The organism is Luteimonas salinilitoris (assembly GCF_041300785.1).
Classification (GTDB): Bacteria; Pseudomonadota; Gammaproteobacteria; order Xanthomonadales; family Xanthomonadaceae; genus Luteimonas; species Luteimonas salinilitoris.
Map to the genome: position 1 here is coordinate 144,023 of NZ_JBFWIB010000009.1, position 22,450 is coordinate 166,472.

The 22,450-nt window shown below is 71.6% G+C and carries 21 protein-coding genes; 7 read left to right on the forward strand and 14 right to left on the reverse strand.

From position 1 onward, the window contains the following. Positions 1-110 precede the first annotated feature (110 nt). The 11 genes from AB5T46_RS14230 to AB5T46_RS14280 form a co-directional block, all read right to left on the reverse strand. Complete coding sequence (locus tag AB5T46_RS14230) at positions 111-2,174, reverse strand: tetratricopeptide repeat protein (RefSeq protein ID WP_370564676.1); 2,064 nt, start codon at positions 2,172-2,174, stop codon at positions 111-113. Between the two features lie 59 nt (positions 2,175-2,233). Next, a complete protein-coding gene (locus AB5T46_RS14235; RefSeq protein WP_370564677.1) occupies positions 2,234-3,220 on the reverse strand; it encodes a YheT family hydrolase in 987 nt (328 codons plus the stop codon). Between the two features lie 65 nt (positions 3,221-3,285). After that, the gene (locus AB5T46_RS14240) at positions 3,286-4,122 is read right to left on the reverse strand and encodes a lysophospholipid acyltransferase family protein (RefSeq protein WP_370564678.1); all 837 of its coding nucleotides are present in this window, start codon (positions 4,120-4,122) and stop codon (positions 3,286-3,288) included. Positions 4,123-4,256: 134 nt separating this feature from the next. Continuing rightward, a complete protein-coding gene (locus AB5T46_RS14245) occupies positions 4,257-4,640 on the reverse strand; it encodes a hotdog fold thioesterase (protein WP_370564720.1) in 384 nt (127 codons plus the stop codon). Between the two features lie 201 nt (positions 4,641-4,841). Continuing rightward, entirely contained in the window at positions 4,842-5,027 is a 186-nt protein-coding gene (locus AB5T46_RS14250) for a hypothetical protein (RefSeq protein ID WP_370564679.1), read from the reverse strand. A gap of 38 nt (positions 5,028-5,065) precedes the next feature. Continuing rightward, positions 5,066-5,260, reverse strand: a complete 195-nt coding sequence (locus AB5T46_RS14255; RefSeq protein WP_370564680.1) for a hypothetical protein — start codon at positions 5,258-5,260, stop codon at positions 5,066-5,068. Positions 5,261-5,292: 32 nt separating this feature from the next. Continuing rightward, positions 5,293-5,481 (reverse strand): hypothetical protein, encoded by a 189-nt coding sequence (locus tag AB5T46_RS14260; RefSeq protein ID WP_370564681.1) that lies wholly within the window; start codon positions 5,479-5,481, stop codon positions 5,293-5,295. Positions 5,482-5,859: 378 nt separating this feature from the next. After that, positions 5,860-7,833, reverse strand: coding sequence for a phospholipase D family protein (locus AB5T46_RS14265; RefSeq protein ID WP_370564682.1), 1,974 nt, complete (start codon positions 7,831-7,833; stop codon positions 5,860-5,862). Continuing rightward, positions 7,830-8,396, reverse strand: a complete 567-nt coding sequence (locus AB5T46_RS14270) for a YceI family protein (protein WP_370564683.1) — start codon at positions 8,394-8,396, stop codon at positions 7,830-7,832. The genes AB5T46_RS14265 and AB5T46_RS14270 overlap by 4 nt, the downstream gene beginning before the upstream one ends. Then, entirely contained in the window at positions 8,393-8,869 is a 477-nt protein-coding gene (locus tag AB5T46_RS14275) for a SixA phosphatase family protein (protein WP_370564684.1), read from the reverse strand. Before AB5T46_RS14275 ends, AB5T46_RS14270 begins: the two co-directional genes overlap by 4 nt. A 134-nt stretch (positions 8,870-9,003) precedes the next feature. Further along, the gene (locus tag AB5T46_RS14280) at positions 9,004-9,636 is read right to left on the reverse strand and encodes a nucleotide-binding protein (RefSeq protein ID WP_370564685.1); all 633 of its coding nucleotides are present in this window, start codon (positions 9,634-9,636) and stop codon (positions 9,004-9,006) included. A gap of 105 nt (positions 9,637-9,741) precedes the next feature. On the opposite strand from AB5T46_RS14280, the gene AB5T46_RS14285 reads away from it, so the two are divergent. Further along, on the forward strand, positions 9,742-11,229 hold the full coding sequence (locus AB5T46_RS14285; RefSeq protein ID WP_370564686.1) for an AAA family ATPase: 1,488 nt from the start codon (positions 9,742-9,744) through the stop codon (positions 11,227-11,229). Positions 11,230-11,645: 416 nt separating this feature from the next. On the opposite strand, the gene AB5T46_RS14290 is transcribed toward AB5T46_RS14285, so the two are convergent. Together AB5T46_RS14290 and ggt are read right to left on the reverse strand one after the other, a co-directional pair. Continuing rightward, positions 11,646-12,677, reverse strand: coding sequence for a hypothetical protein (locus tag AB5T46_RS14290; RefSeq protein WP_370564687.1), 1,032 nt, complete (start codon positions 12,675-12,677; stop codon positions 11,646-11,648). Positions 12,678-12,738: 61 nt separating this feature from the next. Further along, complete coding sequence (gene ggt, locus AB5T46_RS14295; RefSeq protein WP_370564688.1) at positions 12,739-14,439, reverse strand: gamma-glutamyltransferase; 1,701 nt, start codon at positions 14,437-14,439, stop codon at positions 12,739-12,741. A gap of 293 nt (positions 14,440-14,732) precedes the next feature. On the opposite strand from ggt, the gene AB5T46_RS14300 reads away from it, so the two are divergent. From AB5T46_RS14300 to AB5T46_RS14325, 6 genes are all read left to right on the forward strand, one after another. Next, positions 14,733-16,277, forward strand: coding sequence for an alpha/beta hydrolase family protein (locus AB5T46_RS14300; RefSeq protein WP_370564689.1), 1,545 nt, complete (start codon positions 14,733-14,735; stop codon positions 16,275-16,277). Positions 16,278-16,371: 94 nt separating this feature from the next. Continuing rightward, complete coding sequence (locus AB5T46_RS14305; protein ID WP_370564690.1) at positions 16,372-17,103, forward strand: ankyrin repeat domain-containing protein; 732 nt, start codon at positions 16,372-16,374, stop codon at positions 17,101-17,103. 77 nt (positions 17,104-17,180) lie between these two features. Continuing rightward, positions 17,181-18,113, forward strand: a complete 933-nt coding sequence (locus tag AB5T46_RS14310; RefSeq protein ID WP_370564691.1) for a hypothetical protein — start codon at positions 17,181-17,183, stop codon at positions 18,111-18,113. Positions 18,114-18,167: 54 nt separating this feature from the next. Continuing rightward, entirely contained in the window at positions 18,168-18,899 is a 732-nt protein-coding gene (locus AB5T46_RS14315; protein ID WP_370564692.1) for an ankyrin repeat domain-containing protein, read from the forward strand. A 287-nt stretch (positions 18,900-19,186) separates the two neighbouring features. After that, on the forward strand, positions 19,187-20,638 hold the full coding sequence (locus AB5T46_RS14320; protein WP_370564694.1) for an Mbeg1-like protein: 1,452 nt from the start codon (positions 19,187-19,189) through the stop codon (positions 20,636-20,638). Between the two features lie 229 nt (positions 20,639-20,867). Further along, a complete protein-coding gene (locus AB5T46_RS14325) occupies positions 20,868-21,524 on the forward strand; it encodes an ankyrin repeat domain-containing protein (protein WP_370564695.1) in 657 nt (218 codons plus the stop codon). A 225-nt stretch (positions 21,525-21,749) separates the two neighbouring features. On the opposite strand, the gene AB5T46_RS14330 is transcribed toward AB5T46_RS14325, so the two are convergent. Next, positions 21,750-22,385 carry a tetratricopeptide repeat protein gene (locus AB5T46_RS14330; RefSeq protein ID WP_370564696.1) on the reverse strand — a complete coding sequence of 212 codons (636 nt, stop codon included), beginning with the start codon at positions 22,383-22,385 and terminating at the stop codon, positions 21,750-21,752. Between the last annotated feature and the right edge of the window lie 65 nt (positions 22,386-22,450).

Sequence of the window (22,450 nt, forward strand, 5' to 3'; positions counted from 1 at the left end):
TCCTGTGTCTGCCTGTCAGGGAACCTCTGAACCAGTCCGGAGGTTACGTGCGCGCCGAGAACGGCGCGCCCACGGAACCAGTCCGGGATGGACGGACCCGGGGGCCGTCCTCAGGTTTCCGGATAGCCCAACCGTACCGCCACCGGCGTGAGCGCCGCGAAAGCCTCCGCGAGCACGTCGCCGTAGGCGCGCCAGTGGCCGGCCGCGAAGCGCCGGCCGTTGAACAGCCCGGCCGGCGGTACCGGCAAAGCCAGCTCCAATGCCTCGCCGAGCGCGCCGGCCACGGCCGGCGGATCGTTGACGCTCTCGTCGAGCCGCAGCAGCCGGTGCGAATGCAGCTCGCGCTCGTGCAGCGCCGCGACCTGCTCCAGCCCCCGCGCGAGCCACGCGGCCGCCTCCGGCGGCGCGCCCATCCGCAACGGCACCGCTGCGCCGAACGCGAGCCAGTTGATCAGCATGTCGCGCGGATCGCGCAATGCGACCAGCACGCGCGCCTGCGGCACTTGCACGCCGATCATGTCGAGCAGCGCGTTGTCCCACCACAGCAGCCAGTCGATCACCGCGCCGTCGGCGATCCCGCGCGCCGGCAGCTGCGTGCGCCAGGCCTGGGCGAGCGCGACCGGATCGGCCTCGCCACGCGCCAGCGCGGGGATGGTGTGGATGTTCTGCAGCGGATCCTGCGGCGGTTGCGGGCCGAAGCGGTCGCCGCGGAACGCCGGCACGATGCCGCCGAGCAGCTGCGCGGTGCGCTCGACGCCCGAGCCCGGCAGCCCGGCCAGGAACACCACCGGCGGCGCGGCGTCCGGCACCGGCGCGGTCGCCTGTCGCGGCACCTGCGGATCGCTCCATTCGGGCAGCGGGACCATGCGCTCGCCGGCCTCGGCGTGCAGGTCCGTCCAGATGCGGACCGCCTCGCCGTGGTGGCCGGCGCCGTCGTGGGCGATCGCCAGCCAGCCGCGGACCATCCGCTGCATGCGCGCATCGGCCGGCAACCGCTGCAGTTCCTCGGCGCGGCGGACCGCGGCCTGCGGATCGCGACGCGCCAGCAGGTCCAGCAGCCTCGCCTCGGCCGGCACATGCCCCGGCTGCAGGGCGACGATCCGCCGCGCGGTCTCTTCCGCGGCCTGCGCGTCCTCGTCCAGCAGTGCCAGTTTCGCTTCCAGCGCCGGCACCGCCTCGGGCGTCGCCGCCAACCAGCGCGCGACCACCTCGCGCACGCGTTCGGGCGATCCGCGTTCGAGCGCGAGGCGCGCCTGCCACAGGCCGGCCACCTGCGGCGAGGTCGCCAGCGCTGCATCGAGCGTGTTGCGGGCGTCGTCGACGTCGCCCAGCTGCTGCCAGGCGGCCATGATCAGGTTCAGGTCGCGGCCGTCCGCCGGGTTGGCCGCCAGCGCCCGCCGCAGCCACGGCAGGGCTTGCTGCGGCCGCCGCAGCGCCAGTTCGAGTTGCCCGGCGAAGGCGAGATTGGCAGGCGTGGCCTGCGACTCCAGCAACGGCTGCAGTTCCGCCAGCGCTTCCTCGTGCCGTCCCTGGCGGTGCACGACCTCCGCGATCAACCGCTGTTGCGCCGGGCCGCCGACCTGCTGCTCGCGCAGCCGCCGGAAGGTCTGCTCGGCGAACGCCAGGTGCCCCTTCGCCAGGTAGGCAAAGCCGAGCGCGTTGAGCAGTTGCGGATCGTCCGGCGCCCGCGCCTGCGCCGACGACAGCACCGACAGCGCGCGGTCGGGGTCGCCGCGGCGCAGCGCGACCATGCCGGTCACCGAGGCCAGCGCCGGATGCCCGGGCGCGATCCGTTCGGCGAGCCGCGCCAGCCGCTCGGCCTCGTCGATGTCGCCGAGTCCGATCGCCAGTTCCGCCTGTACCACGTAGGCGCCGAACTGGTTGGGGTCGAGTTCGATCGTGCGCGCGAGTTCCTGCTGCGCGCGATCGACCTGGCGCGCGCCGAGCAGCAGGCCCGCGCGCTGGAAATGCAGCGCGGCATCGTCCGGCGCCAGCGCGACCGCGCGATCGATGGCCGCCATCGCCGCGGCATCGTCGCCGGCCGCGCGCTGCGCCAGCGCCGTCAGGTGATGGGCGCGGGCGTCGTTGCCGTCGGCCTCGACCGCAGCGGCGGCGGCGGCGAGCGCCTCGTCGTGGGCGCCGCGGCGCAGGGCGTCGAGAATCTGTTCGTGCATCGGTACGGATGTCCGTCGGCGGCCGGCCATTGTAGCGGCTGGTCCCCGACCCGCTGCGCCTACGCCGTGGCCGCCAGCCGTTCGGCCACCCAGCGCTCGGCGTAGCCGTCCAGGCGCGCATTCTCGACAAAGCCGCAGTGGCCGCCCCAGGATGCGATCTCCACCGTGGTCGCGTCCGGCAGCTGCAGCGCGCGGAAGCCGTCGACCGGAATCACCGGGTCGTCGGCGCTGGTGAGGATGTCGGCCGGCACCTGCAGCGATGCCAGTCGCTGGCCGGCGATCGAGTAGCCGTCGAAGTAGTTGTCGAGCGAGCCGAAGTCGGTATGCCGCAGCACCAGCCATTCGGTCAGCGCGCGCATGCCGAGCTTGAGCGTGGCGTCGTCGAAATCGTGCAGCTGCGGGAACAGCGCGCGCTTGCGCAGCAGCGAGCCGCGCCACTTGCGCTCGAAATAGCGCAGGTACAGCGGCATTCCGCGCTCCATCTGCACCAGGGTCAGCGCCGGATCGAGCACCGGGCAGACCGCGGCCACGTGCGCCAGCGGCAGGCCGGCGGCGGGCGCGCGCAGCGCCAGCCGCAGGGCGAAGTTGCCGCCGAGCGAATAGCCGGCGGCGACCAGCGGACGCGCCGGGAAGCGCCGCGCGACCTCGAGTGCGGCCTGCACCACCTCGTCGATGCGGTTGGAATGGAACAGGTCGGGATTGAGGTGGTGGGTCTCGCCGTGGTCGCGGAAGTTCAGCCGGAACACCTCGAAGCCGCGGCGCAGCAGCTGCGCCGCCGTCAGCCGCATGTAGCTCGATTCGCTGCTGCCTTCCCAGCCGTGCAGCAGCAGCGCCAGCCCACGCGGCGCGGTGCCGGGCACGGCGCTGTGCATGCCGTGCAGGCGCACGCCGTCACCGGCGTCGAGCAGGTGTTCGAAAGTCTGCGCCCCGGTCGCCGCCAGCGCCTCGGCGCCGCGGCGCCGCCGCCACGGGCTCGAACCGAGCGCCGATTGCATGTGCGCATTGCGCAGCCAGCGTGGCGGGAGATAGGGACTGCGCTCGGACATGCGTCGGCTGGCGGGAAGGCGCGGGGCGTCGTGGCGGGGATCCGCTCGCGGCACGCGCTCGCGACTCACGCCGCGCCGTTGCCGGCGCGGCCGGCATACATCGCGGCGACGATGCGCTCGCGCGCGACCTCGGCGATGCGCCGGCGGCCGATGGCATCGCCCGGCGCGATCGGCTCAAGGAATGCCACCTCGGCACTCCGCGCCGGCTCGCCGAGCAGGCGCAGGAAGTTGCCGACGAAGCTTTCGCGCTCGCGAAACGCCACCATGGTCTGCGCCGCGGCGTGATCGCCGTAGCGCAGCGCCACCGGCTGCACCGCCGCCCCGGCCTCGACCGCGGCCAGGAAGATGCGTGCATGGAACGGCCCGACCTCGCGGCCGTCGCGGGTGCGGCCTTCGGGGAACACCCCGACCGAACGTCCGCCGCGCAGCCGCGCCAGCATCTCGTGCAGCACGCCGCCCAGCGACTCCTGGCTGCCGCGCTGGTGATAGATGGTCTCGCCGCGGCTGGCCAGCCAGCCAATCAGCGGCCAGCGGCTGATCTCCTTCTTGGCGACGAAGCCCATCATGCGCTGGCTGTGCAGGGCGACGATGTCGATCCAGCTGACATGATTTGCGACGAACATGGTCGCGCCGTTCATCGGAACCCCGCTGCGGCGCAGGCGGAACCCGAACACGCGCATCAGCCCCGCCGACCAGGCGCGGATCAGGCGATGGTCGAGGGGCTCGCCGCCACGCGTGGGAATGGAGGCGGTCAGCGGCGTGATCGCCAGCAGCACCAGCGGCAGGTCGACGAGCAGGTGCCAGAGCAGCATCGGCACGCGATAGCCGTAGCGCAGCACGCGCAAGGCGCTGCTGTCTGCGACGGACGCGGTCGCGCTCGAGAGGAATGGCGGCTGGTTCATGCGCTGCGTAAAGGACCCGTACCGGTCGCGGCCGTTTGCCGCGAACAGACCCTGGATTATGGGGCAGATGCGACTGGCGGGCGCGGACGCGGCGATCCATCCGCGGATGCCGCCATCGCCAACGGCGGTGCGTATCAGCGCGGCGGCCGCGCCACCACTGCCAGGGTCAGGCGCGAAATGCAGGCCAGCCGCCCGGTGTCGTCCTCGATGCGGATCTCCCAGACCTGGGTGCTGCGGCCGACGTGCAGCGCACGCGCGGTCCCGGTGACACGGCCGCTGCGCACGCCGCGCAAGTGGTTGGCGTTGATTTCGATGCCGACGCAGCCCTCGTCCTCGCCGACCGAGAGCATGCCGGCGGTGCTGCCGAGGGTCTCGGCCAGCAGCACCGACGCGCCGCCGTGCAGCAGGCCGTAGGGCTGGTGGGTGCGGGCGTCGACCGGCATGGTCGCGCGCAGGTAGTCGGGGTCGAGTTCGGTGAAGACGATGCCCAGCGGCTCCATCGCGGTGTTGCGCGACATCGCGTTCAGCGCTTCCAGCGTCTCGGTACGACGGAACGGCGAGCGCGGTTGGACGGATCCCGCGGCGGAGCGGTCGGTGTCGTTCATGTCCGCACGATAGCCGAGCGTCGCCTCGCGTCGCCAGCGCCACGGCAATCGCGGCTTGCCGGCCGGGCGGCTGGCGCGATCGCGGCGGTGGCGGCCGTTTGCTGGAACTGCGGCTCAGGCGCAGCGGAAGCGGGAAACGAGATGGTTGCCGATGTAGTGGCGATCGGTCGCGTAACCGCTGCTGCTGCCATAGCCGACGCCGAAATCGCGGGTGCGATGTTCGCGGCGGACGGTGGTCGTGGCGACCGGGCCGGGCGTGGCGGCCTGCGGAGCAGGATTGCGAGCGGGCATTGCGTTCATGACAGTGTCTCGGAGGAGAGGCGTTGCGGGGACGGGGATCAGGCGATCCGGAAGCGCGGGGCGAATGCGGCACCGGCGTAGCCGCGGGCGCGGGCGTAACCGCTGCTGTGGCCGTAGCCGACACCGAAATCGCGGCTGCGCGGTTCGCGGGCAACCGCCACCCGGGCGGAGGCGATCACGACGGCGGGCAGCGGGCGCGGGCCGGAGGGAAGCGAGAGGGCGAAGACGTTCATGGCGGTTCCTCTGGAAAGCTGGCGGTGGTGGATCACGCGAAGCGGAAGCGCGGGGTGATCGAGGCGCTGGCGTAGCGGCGGTTGCTGACGTAGCCGCTGCTGTTGCCGTAACCGACGCCGAAGTCGCGGACGCGGTGTTCGCGGCGGATGGGCGAGGCCTTGGCGGGGGCGGAGGTACGGGCGCTGTCGCGGCGGTCGGCGATGGGATACTGGGCGTTCATGGCGAGCTCCTCTGGAGTAATAGTGCTGCGGTGTGCTGGTAGACTACAACACATGGGCAGCGTCACATGTGCCGGAAGTCACCCCACCCCCGAAATCTCGACAAGTGATTGATTTACAAGAGAGTCACCGACGTCCGGGCCGACGAACGGTCTACAGGATCGGCATCAGGCGGTAGACGCGGGGCCGGAAGGGACGGAAAGTAGCCTGTGCCCGTCATCCCACCGCAAAGCCTGCCCTCGAGGGCTTAGCCGAGGGCTGGGAACCGTTTTCCGGTTCGAGCGAAAACCGCAAGATCAAGATGGACCCCACGCTTGCGCTGGGGTGACGGCACAGGCAGCTCTTCCGAATCCCGAATCCCGAATCCCTAATCCCGGCTTTTACAGGATCGGCGCCAGGCCGGCCCCGAACGCGGTGAAGATCCGCGTCAGCACGCTCTTGAGGCCGAGATTGACCTCGGGGAAATCGCCGACCGGCTCATGGCAGGCGCGGAAGCCGGGATCGTCCGGCGGCGGCGCCCGCGGGCAGTCCGGCCCGGGGACGAATTCGTAGCTGGTGGCATAGCGGGTCGGCCACAGGTCGAACAGCGGCAGGTGCTCGGAAATCTTGGCCAGCGAGTAGTCCAGCCCCGAGAACACCGGCGGCTTGTCGCGGCGCGCGATCGCCCACGAATTGGCCGGCGCGATGTCGCGGCGGATACTGGCGGCCAGCGCGCGCGCGAACACCGGATCCTCGATCACCAGGGCGCTCTCGGTATTGAGGTTGTCGCCGCGCGGATCGAAGTTGTGGGTGCCGACCACGCCGATGCGTTCGTCGATCACCAGCGATTTCGAATGCAGGCCGATGCGCACGCCTGCCCGCTGCAGCGGCACCGGGCGATTGACGCCGACACCGGCGTAGCGCAGCGCCGAGTATTCGCGGTCCAGCGGCAACCGCTCCGACGACCGCGGCGCCCGCCGCGCTCCCGATCCGCTCGGCTGCAGCCGTACTTCGTCGGTCTCCGACGCCTGTGGAGGGTGGTCGCGAGCCTCGATGTCGACGCTGCCGTCCGGATTCCAGCGGATGCCGACCGCGCCGGTGGCGTCGAGATCGATCGGCGCGTCCTCCGGGAACGGCTTGTACTCGTAGATGTTGAAGCCGAAGTCGCGCAGGTAGCGGCGCTTGTACTTGTACGACAGCGCATAGGTGATGAAGGAATCGGTGGCCGCCAGGCTGTTCGTCGACACCACCACGCGCGGGCCGTCGGGGCGGTCGTGCAGCGACTCGAACAAGGCCTGCGCCGGCCGCGACAGCACCAGGTACGGCGTCTGCAGCAGCACCTCGCGCTCGGCCGACTCGATCAACGCGCGCAACTCCACGGTCGACGGCGCGACGTCCTCGTAGCTGCGGCGATGCTTGTCCGGGGGATCGGCGATGAACGCGACCTCGCCGACCGGGATCGCCGCCGCCGCCAGCCGTTCGTTGACCAGCAGCGGATCGTCGGCATCGCGCGAGATCGCCGCCACCCGCTCCGGCGCGGCGAACGGCGTGTGCGGCATCGGCGGCGCGCCGGCGCGCAGCAGCCGCCCGGCGACATCCGTCAGTTGCGCCACCGGCACGCTGCGGCGCGCGTGCCAGAACGCCTCGAAGTTCGCCTTCATCTCGCCCGCCACCGGGCCCGCGACCAGGACGTCGCGGTCGCGGAAGTTGTAGGCACTGTCCCAGTCGTAGTACCTGTCCTGGTAGTTGCGCCCGCCGGTGATGCCGACCATGTCGTCGATCAGCAGGATCTTGTTGTGCATGCGCCGGTTGAGCTGGCGCCAGCAGCAGGCGGCCGCGAGCAGGTATTGCGGATAGCTGGTCCGTGCCCGCCCCAGCAGCGGGTTGTAGACCCGCATTTCGAAGTTCGCGTGCACCGATGCCAGCGCCGCCAGGGTGTCGACGTGCTTGAGCGCGGACAGTTGGTCGACCAGCATCCGCACCCGTACCCCGCGCCGTGCGGCGGCCAGCAGCTCGTCCAGGGTCAGACGGCCGGCGTCGTCCTCGTCGAAGATGTAGGTCTGCAGGTCGATGCTGCGCTGCGCGCTGCGGATCAGGTCGAGCCGCGACAGCAGCGCATCCTGGCCGTAGTCGAGCAGCAGCGCGTAGTGCCGCGGTGCGCCCGGGGCGCTCTGCGCGAAGGCACGCGCGCCCAGCGCGCGCAGCGGCGAGGGCCGTGCGCAGGCGGTCAGCGGATCGTCGCAATCGATCGCGGTCGAGCGCGCCTGCGCCGCGACGTGCATCGCCTGGTCGCGCTGCAACGGCGACAGGCTCATGCAACCGCTGCCGGCCAGCGCCAGCAGCAGCGCCACGCATGTCCGCAGCACCGGTTTCACCGGGCCGGCGCCGCGCGCAGCGAGAGGTCGAACTGGACCCGCTCGGCCAGCGCGAAGGCCCAGCGGTCCATCGCGTAGTCGGCGCGACGCACGCTGCCGGTCACCTCCACCGGGCAATCGACCAGCGGCCGCTCGCAGGCGGCGGGCGCGATTTCGAACAGCTCGCGCCGCTGCACGCCGCGGATGTCGAGCACCCCGGCGAGTTCGCCGCCCGCGCGCACCAGTGCCGGCGCGAACGCCTCGGAGACGAATGTCACCTGCGGATACCGTTCCGCGTCGAAGAAGCCCTCGCCGCGCGTCAGCCGGGTGTAGCGCGGATGACCGACGATTTCGATGTCGCGCGCCGACAGCCACAGGTGCACCTGCTTGCGGCCGTCGGCGAGCAGCCGGATCTCGCCGTCGAACTCCGGAAAGCGCCCCTCCAGCGACTGGCCCCAACGGGTGCGCAGGGTGAAACTGACCCGGGAGGCGTCGTTGTCGATGACGACGTCGTCGCCATTGCCCGCCGACGGGGCCGCGGGCAGGAGCAGGAGAGCGATCAGCAGCGCCACATGGCGCTTCACGGCCACCAGAATGCGGAGAGGGTGGCGGCGCCGGGCTCGATCGCCGCCTCGGTCGCGAACTCCAGCACCGCGATCCCGCCCGGCGGGATGCCGCGATAGTCGCCCGACTGGCCGCTGTGCAGCAGCGCCGCCAGCCGCTCCAGCCCCGGGTTGTGGCCGACCAGCAGCAGCCGGTCGACGTCGCGGTGGGCGTCGACCAGCGCCGCCAAGGTGCCGGGCGTGGCGTCGTAGATCGCCAGTTCCAGGCGCTGGTCGACATAGCCCAGCGTCGCCAACACGATCTCCAGCGACTCGCGCGTGCGCCGCGCCGGCGAGCACAGCACGCAGTCCGGAATCAGCTTGTGCTGCTGCAGCCAGCGTGCGGCCGCCTCGGCCTCGGCGTGGCCGTCGGCGGACAGCGGCCGGTCGAGGTCCGACCGGCCGGGCGCGGCGGGTTCGGCGTGGGCGTGACGCAGCAGGATCAGTTCGCGCATGGGTCGGAGAAGCCGGGAATGGGGAATTGAGAATAGGGAATCGGGGGCAATCCTGGTACTGCCGCCAGCCGAGCCGGAACCGGCGACGGGCTTGCGCTGTCAACCATTCTCCATTCCCGATTCCCGATTCCCGGCTATCTGCGCAGCCAGCGCAGCAACGGCTGCCAGTCCGACTGGTGTTCGCGGACGTGCTGCGACTGGTAGTCGAACAGGCTCCGGCCCAGCCCGGTCAGCATCACGTAGGCCTGGCTGTCGCGCAGCTGCGCGACCACCGGGTACGGCCACTGCTGCAGCAGTTCCACCGCCTGCCGCGAAGCGTTGGTCCAGGGCCGGAGGCGATTGCCGACCAGCCCGACCTTGAGCTCGCCGCGACGCACCCGCGGATGCTTGACCAGGGTGTTGAGGAACGGGACGGTGGCGTCGATGTCCAGCGAGGACGGCAGCACCGGCACCACCACCGCGTCGGCATGCTCGAGCCAGGCTTCGAGATCCTCGCGCATGGCGCCGGCGGGGGCGTCGACGATCACCCGGTCGGTGCCTTCCGGGATCGAATTCCACGCCGTCTTCTGGCGGCGGGTGCCCTCGATTGGCAGCACCGCGCTTTCGAGCCCGGCGCGGCGCTCGGCCCAGCGGGTCGACGAGTGCTGCGGGTCGGCGTCGATGAGCACTGTGCTGTGGCCGGACAACGCCGACTGCGCGGCGAGATGGGTGGCGATCGTGGTCTTGCCCACGCCGCCCTTGGAACTGGCCACCAGAACAGTCTTCATCCACGCCCTCCGGTCAGTCAGGTTCCCGCGAGAGTACACCGGCTCGCGCCGCGTCGCGAGCCGGCCTCTGCTATCGTCACGCGCCGTCCCCGACCGCCGCGCCACATGAGCGAACTGCAGGACCTGGCCGCGCTGATCCGCGCCGATACGCCGCTGATCGTGGTCGAGACCGCGGACGAGCCGCGCACGGTGGAGCTGTTCCGGCAGACCCTGACCCACGTCCGGCGCGCCATGTACCGCTGGACGATCACCGAAGGCCTGCGCCGGATCGACCTCGACCGCGAGGATCCGGCCGAGGCCCAGGCCGACATCGGCACCACCCTGCGCGCGATCCGCGCCGCCGGGCAGCGCGGCGTGTACCTGCTGCTCGATTTCCACCCCTACCTCGAGTACGCCGGCAGCCAGCGCCAGCTGCGCGACCTGCTGCAACGCCGCGACTGCCTGCCGCACGTGATCGTGCTGGTCGGGCACAAGGTCGAGCTGCCGGCCGAACTCGACGCGCTGGCGGTGCGCTACACCCCGCGCCTGCCCGACGCGCCGGCGCTGCAGAAGCTGGTGCGCGAGCAGGCCGATGCCTACGCCGCCGAGCACGGCGGCAAGCGGGTTGAGTCCGACGCCGACGCGGTGCGGCAGATCGTGCGCAACCTGCAGGGCCTGAGCCTGACCGACGCGCGCCGCATCGCCCGCCAGCTGATCTTCCGCGACGGCGTGCTCGGCCCCGACGACCTGCCGGAACTGACCAAGCTCAAGTTCGAGCTGCTCAACCGCAGCGGCCACCTGCACTACGAGTACGACACCGCGCGCTTCGCCGATGTCGCCGGCGCGCGGCGGCTGAAGCGCTGGATCGAGCAGCGCCGGCGGGTGTTCGTCGACGGCGATCCGCCGCCCGGCCTGGACCCGCCCAAGGGCGTGCTGCTGCTGGGCGTGCAGGGCTGCGGCAAGTCGCTGCTGGCCAAGTCGATCGCCGGCGGCTTCGGGGTACCGCTGGTGCGGCTGGACTTCGGCACGCTGTACGCCAAGTACCATGGCGAAACCGAGTCCAACCTGCGCGCGGCGCTGGCCTCCACCGAGCAGCTGGCGCCATGTGTGCTGTGGATCGACGAGATCGAGAAGGGCCTGGCCTCGGGCGGCCCCGACGGCGACGGCGGGGTGTCGCGGCGCGTGCTCGGCTACCTGCTGACCTGGATGGCCGAACGCAGGTCGAACGTCTTCCTGGTCGCCACCGCCAACCAGGTGCGGGAACTGCCGGCCGAACTGCTGCGCAAGGGCCGCTTCGACGAGATCTTCTTCGTCGACCTGCCCGATGCCGACATCCGCCGCGAGGTGTTCACGCTGCACCTGGCCGCACGCGAACTCGATCCGGGCGCGTTCGACCTCGACGCGCTGGCGCAGGCGGCGGAGGGCTTTTCCGGCGCCGAGATCGAACAGGCGATCGTCTCGGCGCTGTACGCCGCGCATGCCGCGGGCACGCCGCTCAACGACTTCCTGCTGCGCGCCGAGCTCAGGCAGACCCGCCCGCTGTCGGTGGTCATGTGCGAACAGGTCGCCGCGCTGCGCGCCTGGGCCGCCGAGCGCACGGTCCCGGCGGACTGAGCCGATGCGCGCTCCTTGTCGCCGGCGGGCAGAGACGAATTTTTTGGCCATGGGTCAACGCGGATGAACGCGGATCAAGCGCACGGCGACGATTAGGACACCGTCATGCCGCGGAGGCGGGCATCCATGCCTGCCACGGAAGTCGACCAGCTGACGCCCTGGTCGCCTGGCCTTCGGGGGCTACCCGGCACGGCAGGCGGCGCAACTCGATCCGATCGCCGCGCTCCGCCACGAGAAAGCCCGCCGGGCACCGCGACCGGCTTCCGTAGGAGCGCGCCATGCGCGCGATACCGCGGGTGCCCGCAGGATCCGGTGGACGCCGCGATTCCGGACCGGCAGGCGCGCCGGTCACCCGAATTTTCGGGCGGCGCCATGCCCGCGGTATCGCGCGCATGGCGCGCTCCTACGGCGCAAACTCAGTCGCGACGCGGCGGCTGCCAGCCCGCGGGCGGATCGAGCGGGATGCCGGCGTCGAGCAACAGGCGTTCGACCAGGGCGGGCTCGTCGCCGATCGCCGGGGCGCGCAGCAGGCGCACGAAATCGTCGATCCCACCGCCGCGAGCGGATCCGCTCAGGCGACCCCATTGCAGCATCTGCCAGTCGAAGCGGCGCCGCGCCTCCGCCAGCCTCCCGCGCTCGACGGCATCGCGGGCCGTGCCATCGGCCAGTGCCAAGCCCATCATGCGGACCAGGAAGGTATCGCCGCTCATCAGCAGTTCGCCGGCCCTGCGGCAATCCTGCGCCTGGATCGAGCCAGGCGCCTGCGTCCCGGCCCGACGGCAGAACTCGAGCAGCGGCTGGAAGCGCGGCGTCGCGGTGGCGGCAAGCAAGGCCATGCCGTGGGTCGCAGCGAAATCGTCCAGGGATGCCGGCTGGCCACTGTCGCCACCATTGATCCGTGCGGCTTCCGCCGGCGAGGGTGGATGGTCGCGATGCGCCTGGAGTATCCAGCGCAGTTGCGCATACATGTGGCCGTCGACGCGGGCCGCCGTGCGCGCCGCCTCCAGCACCTGCTGCGGCGAGGCGTCCGGATCGGACAGCCACGCCGCCAGGTTCGACGGTTCGACCTGCCGCCAGCGCGCTGCCGCATCGGCGCGAACCGCGTCTTCGACATCCGTTCCCGCCACCAGCAGCGTCAGCGTCACCACGTCGGCACCGGCCCGAGAGAAGGCCGTGCGTCGCCAGGCCTGCGCATCCGCATCCGCATCCGGCGGCGGATCGCCTTCCCCGTCCGATCCGGCCAGCGCTTCCATGTCCCGCAGCAATGCGGCAAAGGCGAGCGCGCGCGGCTGGCCGGACGCGGCCAACTGCGGCACGAGCCGTGCCAGATAAGCTCGGTGCGCAGCGACGACTGCCTGGTCTTCCTGCATCGCCGCCGCGGGCGCCTGGGCCTGCAGCGGCGACACGATGCACAGCAACAATCCGATCCACCAGCCTTTCCCGATCATCGAACCTCCCTGCATGTCTCCCCCTGGGCGGACCATGACGGCCCGCAATCTTCCTTCCCGCTCAGTATCCGGCCGCATGCCCGTCCTTGCGCGATTCGCTGGCGCCGATCCAGCCGCCCTGCGGATTGACCATGATCGCCTGGTAGCCGCCGTAGGGGCCGTGGGCGAAGCGCACCGAATGCCCCTTGCGCATCAATGCGCGCACGGTCGCGTAGGAAAACCCCGTTTCCAGGTCCACCTCGCCGCCGTCGCTCATCGCCGTCGCCTGGCCGGACGGATCGGTGGAGCCGTCGTGCTGGATCCGCGGCGCATCGCCGGCCTCCTGCAGGTTCATGCCGAAGTCGATCAGGTTGAGGATGATCTGCGCATGCCCCTGCGGCTGCATCGCCCCGCCCATCACGCCGTAGGACAGCCACGGCTTGCCGTCCTTGGTGACGAAGGCCGGGATGATGGTGTGGAACGGACGCTTGCCGGGCTCGAAACTGTTGGGATGGCCCGGCTTGAGCACGAACTGCTCGCCGCGATCCTGGAAGATGAAGCCCAGCCCCGGCGGCGCCATGCCGCTGCCCATGCCGCGGTAGTTGGACTGGATCAGCGACACCATCATGCCGTGGGCATCGGCGACGGTGAGATAGATGGTGTCGCCCTCGTCGAGCTGCTTCGGCGTGCCCGGTTGCGCCTCGCGCAGCGCGCTGTCCATCGAGATCAGCTTGCCGCGCTCGGCGGCGTACGCCTTCGAGATCAGCCTGGCCACCGGCGCCGGATGGAAGGACGGGTCGGCGTACCAGCGCGCGCGATCGGCGAAGGCCAGCTTCTTCGCCTCGACGAACAGGTGCACGTGCTCGGGGCTGCCGAAGCCGTAGGACTTCAGGTCGTAGGGCTCGAGCAGGTTGAGGATCTGCAGCGCGGCGATGCCCTGCCCGTTCGGCGGCAATTCCCAGACATCAAAGCCGCGGTAGTCGGTCGAGACCGGCTCGACCCATTCGCCTTCGTGCGCGGCCAGGTCCTCGTAGGACAGGAAGCCGTCGTTGGCCTTGAAATAGGCGTCGATGGTGCGCGCGATGTCGCCCTTGTAGAACGCGTCGCGGCCGCCTTCGGCGAGCGCCTGCAGCGTGTCGGCGAGGTTCGGGTTCTTCCAGGTTTCGCCGGTGCGCGGCGCACGCTTGCCATCGACGGTGAACTGCTCGGCGAAACCGGGCCACTTCGACAGCAGCGGCACGCTGCGGTTCCAGTAGTAGGCGATGGTCTCGTGCACGGGGTGGCCCTCGCGCGCGTAGCGGATCGCCGGCGCCAGGTTGTCGGCCATCGGCCGCTTGCCGAAGCGCTCGTGCAGCGCGAACCAGGCGTCGACGGCGCCCGGGACCGTCACCGGGAGCGGGCCGTGCGAGGGCACCTCGGCCAGGCCGCGGCGCTCGAACTCGGCCAGGCTGAGCGAGCGCGGCGAGCGCCCGGAGCCGTTGTAGCCGTGCAGCTTCCGCGTCGCCGGATCCCAGACGATCGCGAACAGGTCGCCGCCGATGCCGTTGCCGGTCGGCTCCATCAGCCCGAGCGCGGCATTGGCGGCGATCGCCGCGTCCACCGCCGAGCCGCCGCCGCGCATCACCTCGAGCGCGATCTGGGTGGCCAGCGGGTGCGAGGTGGCGGCCATCGCATGCGGGGCATAGACCTCGCTGCGGGTGGCGAAGGGCTGCCCGGTGATGCGGTCGGCGGCATCGGCGGTCGACACCGCGGCCAGCGCCCCCACACAAAGCAGGGCTCTCATCGATGGAAACATGGACGCTCTCCCGGACGGCAAGGGCGCCTACGATAGCGGCTCCCGCCCGGCAGGGTTCGCCCCGGCCGGCGACAGCGGCACGGCGGGCGCCGCTCGCCCGGTCCAGCAAGGCGTCCGACGAATGCGGCCCGACCCCGCCGGCGGCTTCGCGGCACACCGTCGCGCGGGCACCTGCGCCTGCGCGCGAACCCGCCCCCTGCGCCGCGGGCTGGGGCATGCCCTAGCTGTCGCGCCGCGCGCATCGGGTTACGTTGTCCATGTACACGCGTATGGAGCGGACCATGGGTGCGATCTCTCCTGCCATGGATTCCGGCGCCACTGACGGCTGGCGACCACCGGAGCCCGCCGGCAACCAGAACACGATGCAGCCGCTGCCGATCCCCGCTGGCGCGCCGTACCGGCCGGAACCGTCCTATCACCCGCAGGTCGCGCCGCCGGGTGCCGCTGGCGCGCCGCAATGCGGCCCGTCCTCCGCCCGGCCCTACGGGGCGGGCGAGTTCTCGTCCTACGTGCAGGGCACCCAGGCGCGCGCGCTGGACGTCGACTTCATGCGCATGGCCTACGCCACCTACGAGGACGGCCCGCAGGCGGTCTGCGGCTGGACCGAGGTGGGCCAGGCCGAACTCGAGGCGATGGGCTGGAACGCCGACGTCCGGCTCGACGTCCCCGGCAGCCAGTTCCGCACCGAGGTGTTCACCGACGGCGAGGGCAACTACGTGCTCGCCTACCGCGGCACCCAGGGCGAGGGATCGATGCTGACCGACCCGGACTGGCAGACCAACTACGCCCAGGGCAGCGGCCTGGAAACCGACGAGTTCGACCGCCTGGCGCCGCAGGTGGCGCAGGAATTCAAGCGCACGCTCGGCGAGACCGGCGCCGACGGCACGGCCACCAACCTCGCCATCACCGGACATTCCCAGGGCGGCGGCCAAGCCTCGGTCGGCTCGATCATCACCGGCATCCCGGCCGTCACCTTCGATGCCTCCGGCGTGCACCCCGACACCCTCGAGCGGCTGGGCATCGACATCGCCGCCGCGCGCGAGGTCGCCGGCGACGGCCAGATCCGTCGTTACTCCATGTTCGAGGACGTGGTGACCCAGTTGCAGGAGAACTCGCCGCTGGCGCCGGCGATGCCCGACGCGCTCGGCGCGCCGATCGTGGTGCGGCCAGAGGGCGCGCTCGACCGCGGCCTGGTCGAGCGTGCGCTCGAATACGCAGACGCACCCGCCTGGATCGATCCGGCCGTGGTCGACCGCATCCCGGTGGTCCGCGACCTGCTGCGCGCCGCCATCAGCCACGAGCAGCAGGTGATGATCGACACCATGCTGCAGCAGCAGCCGTGGCAGCCCGGCTACGAGAATCCCACCTCCTTCAGCCGCGAACTGATCGACGCGATCCCCGACGTCATCCAGGACGACTACGCGCGCAACGTCGGCGACTTCGCCAACGACGTGCTCGACGTGGCGGGCGACCAGTTCGCCCGCGGCGACCACGTCGACGGCGTCGCGCACCTGGTCGGCGATTTCGGCGAGGGCTTCTTCAACTCCGCCGGCGACACCGTCGACGGCCTGGCCGATACCGCGGCCGGCGCCGTCGACCGCGGCACCAGCGACGCCGCCGACGGTATCCGCGACTTCGGCTGGGGTCGCGTCGGCGACATCGCCGCCGGCGCGGTCGAGGGCGGCGGCGACCTGCTGTCGAGCGGCGTCGACCGCCTCGGCGACGGGGTCGAGTCCGTGGCCGACGGCATCGGCCAGGGCGCGGAGAACGTGGCCGACCTCGCCGGCGACGTCGGCCAGGGCGTCGTCGACTTCTTCCGCCGCTGAGGCGCGACGAACCGGCACGGGCGTCGGCCATGACAAGGCCGGCGATCCGGCCGCGTACACCGGCGGCGGCGGCCTCGCATGGCAGAATCCGCGGGTGAGCAAGTTCCCGCCCATCCCGGCACTGCTGGCCGCGATACTGGCCACCACGTCCTGCCACGGGAGCGCCATGCAGACCGGACCCTTCAGCGATCCCACTGTCGCCCGCCTCGCCGACGCGGTGGAACAGGGCGATGCCTACGTCGTCCGCACCCTGCTCGACGAAAACGGCGATCCCGACGCCCGCGGCGAGGGCGGCCTCAACCTGCTGCAGCACGCCATCTTCAAGCAGAGCCGGGACGGCCTGGAGGCGCTGCTGGCCGCCGGCGCCGATCCGAACCTGCCCGGCTACGGCGGCAGCACGGCGATGCACACCGCCGCCCTGGTCGACGACCCCGCCTACCTCGAGTTGCTGCTGGCCCACGGCGGCAACCCCGATGCACCCCACGCCGAAAGCGGCGAGACCCCGCTCGCCCAGGCGGTGGGCCCGCGTACCGCCGCCACTTTCCGGCGCCTGCTGGTCGCCGGCGCCGATCCAGACGCCGCAGACCGCACCGGCAACACGCCACTGCACCGCGCGGCGATGATCAACGCCGGCGCCCACGTGCTGCAGCTGCTCGAGGCCGGGGCCGATCCGCAGGCGAAGAACGCCCAGGACGCGACTTTCCAGCCGTACTACTTCGGCGTGCCCGCCAACGTCCTCAGCGACCGCGCCCGCGCCGAGCGCGAGGCGGTGCGAACGTGGCTGCGCAGCCACGACGTGCCGCTGGCAGCCGGCAGCGGCGCCTGAACGCCTCGGGTCGGCCCTAGCTGGTCCGGTCGCGGGTGCGGCGCTAGGGTCGTGGCATCCCAGCGGAGGGATCTGGAATGGGCCTGAACATCGAATCGTCGACCGCCGCGCAGCCGACGTCGCACCACCCGGCGTCCAGCGAACGGACGCCCCAGGCGACGGTGCCGCAGGCGCCGACCGGCAGCTACCGGCTCGAGCCGAGCTATCACCCGCAGCTGGTCGGGCTGCTGTCCGGCCAGCACGCGGCCAACGCCGCGTCGTTCGACGCCCAGGTCCGCGGCCAGGGCGCCAAGGCGATCGACCTGCAGATGATGGAACTCTCCGCGGCGGCCTACGACCCGTCGGTGCAATCGGTCGGCGGCTGGACCCGCCTGGACGACGTCGCGCTGCTCGCCGCCGGCATCGACCCGGCGATGCTGGAGAACGCCGATACCGGCTTCCGCGCCGGCATCTACACCGACGGCGAAGGCAACCATGTGCTGGCCTTCGCCGGCTCCAACGAGTTCCAGGATTGGACCGGCGCCAACATCCGCCAGGGCCTGGGCTGGCAGGCCGAGCAGTTCGACGAGGCCGTGCAGCTGGCGCAGCTGGCCGATGCCGCCTTCGGCGACAGCCTGGCCATCACCGGGCACTCGCTGGGCGGCGGCCTGGCCGCCACCGCCTCGCTGGCGACCGGCAATGCCGCCGTGACCTTCAACGCGTCCGGCGTGCACGACGACACCATGCGCGACCTCGGGCTCGACCCCGATGCCGCCAAGGCCGACGCCGAGGCCGGCCAGATCCGCCGCTACAACGTCGACGGCGAAGCCCTGACCACCGCGCAGCAGGACATCTGGGGAGTGAACGGCATCCCGGATGCGCCCGGGCACGAGATCGTGCTGGACGACCCCGACCCGCTGACCGGCTGGAGCCGCTTCAACCCGATCGCCATCGTCCAGCACAGCGGCGAGCTGCATTCACAGGGTTCGGTGCTGGAAGCCCTGCGCGAACAGCGTCCCTGGGCGTCCTGACCGGCCCGGGGCCCGTGCGCCTCACGCGCGGGACGAGTGTGTGAGAATCGGCCCATGCGCGCCGCACTGCTGACGATCCTGCTGATGCTGACCGGTGCCGCCTGCAGCGGAGACGCCATGGACGCCAAGCGAGCCTTTCCCGACGACCCGACCGCCGCCGCACTGGCCGAAGCCGCCACCGACGGCGATGCCGGGCGCGTCCGCGACCTGGTACAGCAGGGCGCCGACCCGAACGCGCAGGGCGAGCAGGGCGTCAACCTGCCGCAGCTGGCGATGCTGGCGCAGAGCAAGCGCGGACTGCGGGCCCTGCTCGAAGCCGGCGCCGACCCCAACCGCCCGGGCCTCGGCGGCAGCACCGCGGTGCACGGCGCCGCCATCGCCGACGATCCGGAGTACCTGGAGATCGTGCTCGCCGGCGGCGGTGATCCCGATGCCCGGCACGGCGAGACCGGCGCCACGCCGCTGGCCGGCGCCACCGGGCCGCGCACCGATGCGCAGTTCCGGCGCCTGCTCGAGGCCGGCGCCGACCCGAACCTCGCCGACCGCACCGGCAACACTCCGCTACACAAGGCGGCGATGCTCAATGCGGGTGCGCAGGTGCGCACGCTGCTGGAGGCCGGCGCCGATCCCGGCGCGAAGAACACCCAGGACGCCACCTTCCAGGCCTACTTCTTCAGGACACCGGCCGATCGCCTGACCGGCGAGGCCCGCGCCAACCGCGAGTCCGTGATCGCTTGGCTGCGTGAGCGCGACATCCCGCTCGAGGCCGCCGCCGCCTCGCCCTGATCGGCTCGGCCGTCGGCCATTGGGCGGCGGGCGGCCACAACAGGCGTCGCTCTGTGGCCCGCGTCGCGATTTGGCTCGCCGCCGCGCGGGTCGCCGCCGTATCGAGCACGGGGCAGGCGCTTCGCGCCGGCTTCGCCGTCGACTCGCTGCGCTCGGTTCGTCGCTCCCACGGTCGGAAGCGGACCGCCGGCACGGCCGCATAGCTGGACTGGGGTTTGCCCTAGCTGGCGGGTGCAATCGGACCGCTCTAGCTTTATGACAACAGGATTACAGTCGGGAGCAGGGACATGTCCGTCCAGTTCGACAATGCGGTATCGCTGGCCCAGCAGTACAAGCTGTCGCCGCCTCCGGATCCGCAGGTCAATCCCACCGGCTACAACCAGCGGCTGCAGCAGGGAGTCTCGCCCTACGTCGCCGAGCCGGCCTACCACCCGCAGTTCGGCAACCTGTTCGCCGCCAACGGCGGCCAGCAGCCGGTGCCGGCGGGCAGCTTCGCCGACCAGGTCCGCGGGCAGGATCCGCAGGCCGACATCGACATGGACCTGGCGCTGCTGTCGCAGGACGCCTACAACGCCGAGGGCGCCACCGCGATCGGCGCCGGCAGCTGGTCGCGGGTCGAGGACCTGCCGCCCGGGATCTCCACGCCGCTGTCCAGGGACGCCACCGGCTTCCAGGCCGCCGTCTACACCGACGGCAACGGCCGCTACGTGCTGGCGTTCGCCGGCACCGATCCCAAGAGCGGCAATGACTGGCTGACCAACGCCGGCCAGGGCCTGGGCTTCGAGACGTCCCAATACCGCGATGCCATGGCCCTGGCGCAGGAAGCCTCGGCCGAATGGGGCGACAACCTGGTGATCACCGGGCACTCGCTGGGCGGCGGGCTCGCCTCGGCCGGCGCACTGGCCACCGACAATCCCGCGGTGACCTTCAACGCCGCCGGGCTCAGCGACGAATCGCTGCGCAGCCTCGGCTTCACTCCCAACGGCGCGCGCGAAGTCGCCGCCGACGGACTGGTGCGGCGCTACAACGTCGAGAACGACATCCTCACCGGCGTCCAGCAGAACGGCATGCCGCTGCCCGATGCGGTCGGCCACGAGCTGCGCCTGGACAACACCAACTTCATCAAGGATCCGATCCGCGCGCACCTGATGCCGGCGGTACTCAGCGGCCTGGAGCGCGGCAACGTCACCGAGGTGGAGACCTCGCCGCTGGACCAGGCGATCGAGCGCCCGGGCGAAGCGCTGTTCGATTTCGCCGGCAACGTCATCCGCGAGGGCGGCGGCCTGGTGGTCGACACCGTCAAGGACGTGGCGGAACTGGGCGGCGACCTGGCCGAGTCCGGCCAGGACCTGCTCACCGGCCGGCCGATCGACGCCGTGCTCGGCGCCACCGGCGACCTCGCCGAATTCACGCTGCAGACCAGCGGCAACGTGGTCAACCGCGGCCTCAGCCTGACCGGCGACGCGGTCAACGGCGCCGGCAACCTCACCGGCGGGCTGATCCGCGATCTCGGCGACGCCGTCGGCCTGCCGGACGTCGGCAGCACCGTCGGCGGCTGGATCGAGGGCGGCACGCAGTGGCTCGGCGACGGCCTCGATTCGCTCGGCGGCATGGTCGAGCGCGGGCTGGATACGGCCGGCACCGCGGTCAGCGACGGCCTCAATACGGCCGGCGAATGGACGCAGGACCGCTGGAACGATTTCAAGGACAGCAACTGGAATCCGGGCAACTGGTTCTGATGCCGGTGACCGGCCGCATGCGCGGTGAACGCGCGATGCCGGTCGCCTGCGCCGCGTTCATCGCGCCGGCCGGGCGCGTTCACTAGACTGGCGGCCAGTTCCGCAGCGATCGCCCGTCATGTCGTCGACCGTCCTTCACATGTTGCGCCGCGCTCCGCTCCGTTGGGTCGCGGTGCTCTCGTTTATGCTGTTGTCCGGCGCCGCCTGCGCCAGACAGGGAGTGCCATCGGTGGATGCGAACCAAGTCTTTTCCGAGCCCCGCACGGCCGAACTGGCTGTGGCCGTCGCCGCCGGCGACGCCGATCGCGTGCGCGCGCTCGCGCAGGCCGGCGCAGCGCTCGACGCGCAGGGCGACAAGCAGGTCACCCTGCTGCAGTGGGCGCTGCTCAACAAGTCGTTGCGCGGCATGGAGGCGCTGCTCGACGCCGGCGCCGATCCCGCGCAGCCGGGCGTCGACGGCGACACCGTGATCCACCTGGCCGCGATGGCCGACGACCCGAAGTATCTCGCGCTGCTGCTCGAACGCGGCGCCGATCCCGACGCCCGCAACGCCAACACGCAGGCCACGCCGCTGGTGTCGGCACTGCGCGGCGGCCGCGACGCGCAGTTCGCCGCGCTGCTCGCCGCGGGCGCCGATCCCAACGCCGCCGACCGCGGCGGCAACACGCCGCTGCACCAGGCCGCCAAGTACAACGATCCCGGGCATGCGCTGAAGCTGCTCGAGGCCGGTGCCGACCCGAACGCGACCAACGTGCAGGACGTCACCTTCCAGCGCTTCCTGTTCAAGACCCGCGAGGACGTGTTGAGCGGCGAGGCCAAGCGCGGCCGCGAGGCCGTCCGCGACTGGCTTCGTGTGCACGACGTGGCGATCGAGGACCCGCGCTAGCGGCCCCCACGCGATCGAGGGCGCTCGACGCCTTCATCGGCAACCCTTGCCGGGGCCAGTATTCCCGTAGGAGCGCCCCATGGGCGCGATGCCGTGTGACACGCGGCCTCCGGTAGACAGTCGCCACCCCGGAACATGTCGGCATCGCGCCCATGGGGCGCTCCTACGAAAGGCGGCAGGTACGGGCGACCTTCTGCGAAGTGCCGGCGGCCCTGCGGTCGGCGCTCAGGGCCAGGCCGGCGGGTTCTCTAGCCAGGCGGCGTGCACCTCGCCCAGGGTCTTGCGCTCGTCTTCGCGCCAATCGGGCAACAATGCGCTGAAATCGCCGGGGTCGCGCCAGCGGCTGGGCCAAGTGCGCACGGCGGCCGCGTACCAGGCCAGCGCCTCGTCGCGGCGGTCGAGCCGCCACAGTGCCAGCGCCAGCGTCGGCGGCAGCCATTCGGGATCGACCAGCCGGTCGAAACCGGCCGCCAGCCAATGCGGCAGCGCGCCTTCGGTATCGCCGGTGCGCGCCAGATCCCAGCCGTAGTTCCAGTGCAGCGACTGCCGCCGTGCGTTACGCGGCGGGATGTCTTCGAATGCGCGCAGGTACAGTGCCTGGCCGACCTCGGTACGGCCGGTGCGCATGGCGACATGCGCCAGCTGCGCGACGGCACGATCCGCATCGCGCCGGCCTCGCTCCATCATTCCCATCAACCGCTCCAGGGTGGCCTCGTCGTCGCCGGCGATGGCGACGATCGGGCGCGCGGTCGTGGTGTCCTCGTCGAAGTAGAACTCCTTCGGCGCGGGCACTGTCTGGGCGTGGAGGGCGAGCGGCAGCAGGAGCGTGAGCCCCAGGCAGCGGACGAGACTGGTATTCATGGCGTTGGCACGTGTTCCGGATCCCCGCGCGCATTGTAGCCACCTGCGCGACCGGGTGCCCGTGC